The sequence below is a fragment of the Pseudomonas sp. AGC41 genome (genome assembly GCF_057334555.1).
Genome location: NZ_JBHFJB010000054.1, coordinates 6,134 through 9,869 on the forward strand (window position 1 = coordinate 6,134; position 3,736 = coordinate 9,869).

Below are 3,736 nucleotides of genomic sequence, written 5' to 3' on the forward strand. Positions count from 1 at the left end.
GCCACAAAAAGCGGGTCTTCAGATGGTCAGGTTGAGCTACATATCCCGGGCGACCCGGAACCCCAGCCAATCGCCGCGGGCATCGGAAAACACCGCGTTGCGGTTGCCCGAACGGGAGAACACCGGTGCTTCGCCCCAGTCGTTGCCACGGATGCGCCGCACCTTGCAGTTGCCCGTCAGTGCGGCGCTGCCGTCGCCTGGAGCATTGAGGTAGTTTTCGTTGAAGCAATCGGCGGTCCATTCGTAGACGTTGCCGTGCATGTCGTACACGCCGAAGGCGTTGGGCGCGAAGCTGCCGGCCGGCGCGGTGAAGTTGTAGCCATCGGCGGCGCCGTAGGTATTGGCGTGCTGGGCGATGCTGTAATCCTTGCCTTCATCGAACGGGAAGGGAAACGGGCCGCTGCTGTCGCCGCGCGCTGCGTATTCGCGCAGGGACTCGCTGACCAACCGATACGGCTTGCCGGTTTTTTTTGACAGCCACGCCACGTAGGCGCTGGCCTCGGCGAAATCCATGCACACCGCCGGGTGCCGGTCGGTGTACTGCTTGCGCGGATCGCTACCCTGGTAATCCGGGACGCCGGCCTGGCACGCGCGGCCGGGGCGCTTGTCGCCATCAGGCATCACGTAGCCGCTGTCGCGCAGGTAGGCGAACCACTCGCCTTTGAGCACCTGGAAGCGGCTGATTGCCACCGGCTTGTCGAACGTCACCGGGTGCATCGGGCCTTCGTCGGGCTCGCGGCCGACCTCGTTGTCCGGCGTGCCCATCTGGAAGGTGCCGGTGGGCAGCACGACCATTTCCGGGCAGTCCTTGCAGTCGCGAAATACCTGGCCCGGTTGCGAGGCCTGGGCGTTGGAGGGCAGCAGGGCGGTGAGGGCCAATGCCGGAAGCGTCTTCAGTAAAAATCGGTTCATCGATTGCTCTCGATCAGTCATCAGAGTGTTTTGCTCAACAGCGCCATGAAACGGTCGATCTCGACTTCGGTGTTGAGCAGCCCCGGCGCGGTGCGGATCACCGGCCCGGCATCGCGGTGCACGGCGTCGGCGATGGCGCGGTTTTGCAGCAGGTAGGCAGCGATCTCGTCGCTCTTGCGATTCTTGACCCGGAAGAAGGTGAAGCCGGCCGACAGCTCCGGGCTCAGCGGCGTGACCAGCTCGATCTGCGGTAGCGCCAGCAGTTGTTTCTTCAGGTAGCTGTTGAGCGCGTGAATGCGCGCCTGCACCTCGGCCTTGCCCAGTTGCAGATGCAGCTTGAAGGCCTCGTCCGCCGCCCAGCGATGCTCGAAGGCGTGGTAGCCGCCCGGGGTCATGGTGGTGGAAAACGCCGTCGCCTCGGAGAAGGTCGGGATGATCGGCGTGACGTACCTGACCTCTTCGCTGCGGCTGCACACCACACCGGTGCCCCGCGGGCCGAACATCCATTTGTGGGTGCCGGCGATAAAGAAGTCGCAATTCATCTGCGGGAAATTCAGGTCCTCGACGCCAAAGCCGTGCACGCCGTCCACCACATAAACGATCCGCTGCTCATCGCCGCGGCCCTGGTTGTGCTTGTCCACCAGGGCGCCGATCTTGCCGATCGGCAGCTTTACACCGCTGCCCGAGTGCACCCAGGTCATGCCCAGTACGCGGGTCTCGGGGCGGATGTTGCGGTCGATGGCCGTGAGGATTTGCGCCTCGCTGGCGTCGCGGGCGTTTTCGAACAGTTTGATCTTGCGCACCCGGGTGCCGTCCCGTTGCTTGCGCAAGTCGAGGATGGTGTGGGTGGCATAGTGTTCATGGGCGGTGGTGAGGATTTCCTGGTCGGGCCGTACATGGACTCCGCCGTAGATCATCGCCAGGCCTTCGGTGGTGCTGCCGGTCAGGGCGATCTGTTTCGGTGTCGCTTGCAGGTAGCGCCCGGCCCAGGTCCGCACGTTTTCCTCGTGCTCTTGGGTGACGCCCAGGTCCCAGTCCATCAACAATCCCGGGTTTTTATCGAGGGCGGCGCGGTGGCGTTCGATGGCCTCGCGCACCGGACGCGGGTGAGTGGTGATGAGGAAATTGGCGAGGTGCAGGTAGTCCGGGTCCTGGTTGAACAACGAGCGCAGTTGCGCCCATTTGTCCCGGGGCAGCGGCGGCAATGGATCGGCTGCGGCGAGGGACGGCAGGCTGGCGGCAAACGGCAGGCCGGCCGTCAGGACCCCGGCTTGCTTGAGAAAGGTACGGCGCTCGTTCATCACTGGGCTGCCTTCTGCGTCGCGGCAATCGCTGGCTGGGCGGCTTTCTGCACCTGGTCCCAGACGCGCAGGAAGTTGCCGCCCCAGAGCTTGGCAATGTCGGCTTCGGAGTAGCCGCGCGTCAGCAGTTCGGCGGTCACGTTGCGGATGTCGCCGACGTCTTCCCAGCCCTTCACGCCGCCGCCTTCGTTGAAGTCCGAGCTGATGCCGACATGGTCGATACCGATCTTGCGCACGGCGTAGTCGATGGCATCGCCCAGGTCCTTGAGACTGGCCTTGGGTTCCTCTTCGAGAATGGCGTAGAGCTGGCCGGCGTATTCGCCGAATCGCTGTTCCGGCCACGCGGCGATGATCGGATCGCCGGGCATCAGCGCCATCGCCAGGTTGGGCAGCGGCGGCAGGTCGAAGCGCTTGCGCAGGTCGTTGAGTTTGTCCTGGGTCTTTTGTGTCAGCGGCCGCAGGTACTGGGAGAAACCGACAATCTGCACCACGCCACCGCTGGCCTTGATCAGCTGCATTTCCTTGTCGCTGAGGTTGCGCGGAATGTCCACCATGGCCCGTGGTGCCGAGTGGGAAGCAACCAATGGGGTGCGGCTCAGTTGTGCGACTTGCTCCAGGGCCAGGGTCGACATTTGCGATACGTCAATGATCACGCCCAGGTCGTTCAGGCGTTTCACCGCTTGCTTGCCAATGTCCGAGAGGCCGCCGAGGGCGTCGGGCGAATCGTTGAAGAACGGCAGTGGTCGCGAAGAATCGGCCCAGTCGTTGTTGCCGATGTAGCTGAAGCCGAACATGCGCATGCCCCGCGCCGTCCACAGGTCCAGCAGGCTCAGGTCGTGGCCGAGGGGATAGGCGTTGAGCATGCTGATGAAAATCGCGAACTTGCCTTCGCCGTGCAGGCGGCGGAAGTCGTCGGGGGTGTAGGCGATGGCGACTTGGTTGGGGAAATCCCGGACCATGCCGGTGATGATCTTGTAGCGCACTTCCTGCTGGTTGCGCGCTTCCTCGACGAAGCCGGCGGTGGGCTTGTGCGGCGCGTTGGGGCCGTTCCACAGTTCGGGCCAGCCGAATATGGTCAGCGCGGCGCCGGAGAGGTGACCGCGATTGGCTTTCACCAGGTCGAACTGGCCGTTGCCGTCCTTGTCCGCTTCATTGCCGGCGGTGCCGAAATCCAGCGGTACGGTGACGTGACTGTCGAAGGACAACAGGCGCTTGTGCAACTCCCGGGCTTCTTTCATCACCTTGACCGGATAGCCGGGATTGTCCCGCCACCAATGGTCCCAGGCCGCGAGCCCACCACCGACGACCAGCGCCAGGGCCAGGGATACGCCGGTGAAAAGAGCCTTTTTCGAACGTGGTGTGGTCATTGCCGATCTCAGTCTGGTTCGCCTTGGAAGGACAGGCGCGGGGGCCTTTGCTATCTGGGGGGAACGAGTGGTCGGCGGGGAAATTTAGGCGCCCTTGAGGGCCTCTTCGCGAGCAGGCTCGCTCCCACCTTGGAATGCAATCCACCGGTGGGAGCG

At 63.9% G+C, this 3,736-nt stretch carries 3 protein-coding genes; all 3 read right to left on the reverse strand.

Annotation, left to right across the window (positions count from 1 at the left end):
* Positions 1-36: 36 nt before the first annotated feature.
* Genes ACE04F_RS10995 through pvdM form a run of 3 tightly spaced genes read right to left on the reverse strand, consistent with a single transcriptional unit; the run spans position 37 to position 3,580 of the window.
* The gene (locus ACE04F_RS10995; RefSeq protein WP_486106612.1) at positions 37-912 is read right to left on the reverse strand and encodes a formylglycine-generating enzyme family protein; all 876 of its coding nucleotides are present in this window, start codon (positions 910-912) and stop codon (positions 37-39) included.
* A 20-nt stretch (positions 913-932) separates the two neighbouring features.
* A complete protein-coding gene (gene pvdN, locus ACE04F_RS11000; protein WP_486106614.1) occupies positions 933-2,213 on the reverse strand; it encodes a pyoverdine-tailoring periplasmic protein PvdN in 1,281 nt (426 codons plus the stop codon).
* Positions 2,213-3,580 (reverse strand): pyoverdine-tailoring dipeptidase-like protein PvdM, encoded by a 1,368-nt coding sequence (gene pvdM / locus ACE04F_RS11005; protein ID WP_486106616.1) that lies wholly within the window; start codon positions 3,578-3,580, stop codon positions 2,213-2,215. Before pvdM ends, pvdN begins: the two co-directional genes overlap by 1 nt.
* Between the last annotated feature and the right edge of the window lie 156 nt (positions 3,581-3,736).